Annotated in this window: 2 protein-coding genes; both read right to left on the bottom strand. The window is 70.3% G+C overall.

The features are described 5' to 3' along the window. Positions 1-89 precede the first annotated feature (89 nt). Complete coding sequence (locus ACU5AP_RS16180) at positions 90-1517, bottom strand: M20/M25/M40 family metallo-hydrolase (protein WP_307723774.1); 1428 nt, start codon at positions 1515-1517, stop codon at positions 90-92. Positions 1518-1618: 101 nt separating this feature from the next. Beyond that, positions 1619-1858 carry a DUF3297 family protein gene (locus tag ACU5AP_RS16175; RefSeq protein ID WP_024354808.1) on the bottom strand — a complete coding sequence of 80 codons (240 nt, stop codon included), beginning with the start codon at positions 1856-1858 and terminating at the stop codon, positions 1619-1621. Between the last annotated feature and the right edge of the window lie 203 nt (positions 1859-2061).

The following is a 2061-nucleotide window of genomic DNA, read 5'->3' as shown; positions in this document are numbered from 1 at the left end:
TTTTAAGTCCGTTGCGTCTACCAGTTTCGCCACGCCCGCTAACCGGACGGGCTGTATAACCAGCCCGCTCAATCCCGCCAAGACGCGCCTTAACGCGTCGACGCCTGCGCCGCACGCGCGGCCCGGAAGTCCACGTTGGAATCGGCGATCAGGCGCACCAGGGCCGCCCAGGCGGCGACGTTCTGGGTCATCTGGGCCGGGTCGATCTTGTCCAGGGTGTCGTCGGCGGTGTGATGCAGGTCGAAATAGCGCGTGCCGTCCTGACGCAGGCCGAAGACCGGAACGCCCGCGCGCGCCAGGGGACCGATATCGACCCCGCCGAACAGCTCGGCCTCGCCCGGCAGCACGCCCAGCGGGCGCAGGACGCGCTCGGCGATCTTGGCGAAGTCCGTATTCTGCGAGCCGGGCGGCAGGCCCAGGGCGTAGACGCGGTCGGCGCCGAAGTCGCTCTCGCCGGCGATGACGTGCTTCTCGACGCCCGCGCCGATGTTGCGGACATAGGCGCCGCCGCCGTTGCCGTGGTCGGTCGGCTGGGCGACCTCTTCGGAGCCGTACAACACCACGCGGATCGTGCGCGCCGGACGGCCCTGCTCGGCGATCAGCTTGGCCGCGGCCAGGGTGATGGCGCCCCCCGCCGCGTCGTCGATGGCGCCGGTGCCCAGATCCCAGCTGTCCATGTGCGAGCCCAGGACGATGATCTCATCCGGGCGCGAGGCCCCGACGATGTCGCCCATCACGTTCTGACTGTGGGTCTCATAGGTGTGGGCGGTGGACTTCAGGCGCAGGCGCACGGTCTCGCCCATGCCCACCAGCCGCGCGATCTGATCGGCGTCCGGCGCGCTGAGCGCAAAGGCGGGCAGCGGCACCTTGCCCTCGACATAGCGGGTGGTGCCGGTGTGCGGCATGCGGTGTTCGTCCGATCCGGCCGAGCGCATGACGAAGGCGACCGCGCCGCGCTTGGCCGCCTCGGTCGGGCCGACGCCGCGAATGCGCGACAGGGGGCCGTAGCCCGAGCCGTCCTGCATCCGCACCATCTGGCCGCCGTCGACCACGGCGATCTTGCCGCTCAGCGATCCGGCGGGCGCGGCCAGCAAGGCGTCCAGACCGTCGAAGAAGACGACCTCGGCCTCAACGCCCTCGGCCGGCGTGGGAATGGAGTGGCCCAGCGCCGCCACGACCAGCTTCTGGGGACGCGCGCCCAGAATCTCGGCGCTCTCCTCGCCGCGCTCCCAGCCGATCAGGGGAAATTGTTCGATGCGGACGTTCTGGAAGCCGTGGGCGCGCATGTAGTCGGCGGCCCAGGCGGAGGCGTCCTGCTCGGCGCGCGAGCCCGCCGGGCGCGGGCCGAAGCGGGTGGTGATCTGGGTGACGTAGTCGAGGGCGATATTGCCCTTCAGCGCCTGATCGCGCACCTGTTCGGCGGCGCGGATGGCGCGGGCGTCCTGCGCCATGACCGGCGCGGCGACAAGGCCGAGCGCCACAGCGCTGGCGGCCATCAGACGGATAGTGGACGACAAGAGCGCCTCCCAGACTCAAACGACAGGCGCGGACCCTAGCGGGCGAAGACTGCGACCGAAAGTCTCAGCTTCGCCGCTGGGCCGAAATCAAAGGCTCGAAATCACTCGCCCTTGATGAAGGGCTCGACCGGGCCTTGCAGTTTGACGGTCAGGGCCTTGCCGCGACGGTCGACGCGGTTGCCGACGGCCAGACGGACCCAGCCTTCCGAGACGCAATATTCCTCGACGTTGGTCTTTTCCTCGCCCTTGAAGCGGATGCCCACGCCGCGCGCCAGCAGTTCGGCGTCGTGGAAGGGGCTGTCAGGATCGACCGAGAGGCGGTCAGGCAGGGCGTCGGACATGGAAAGGTCTCGCGAAAAATCGAAGCAGGCTGAATAGCCGCGCAAGGCCTGTGCGACAACCGTCGCCTATTGCACCGACTGACGGGCGGGGGCTGGGGCGTCGGCGGCAGCCGGGGCGTAGGGGCGCGGGCCGGTCTCGGCGGGCGCAGGGGCCTTGGCCGCAGGCTGGGCGGCCGGTCGAGCGGCGGGGCGGTTGGCGGCGG

Source organism: Brevundimonas sp. RM1 (assembly GCF_052907225.1).
This window is presented reverse-complemented; position numbering and strand designations above follow the sequence as displayed.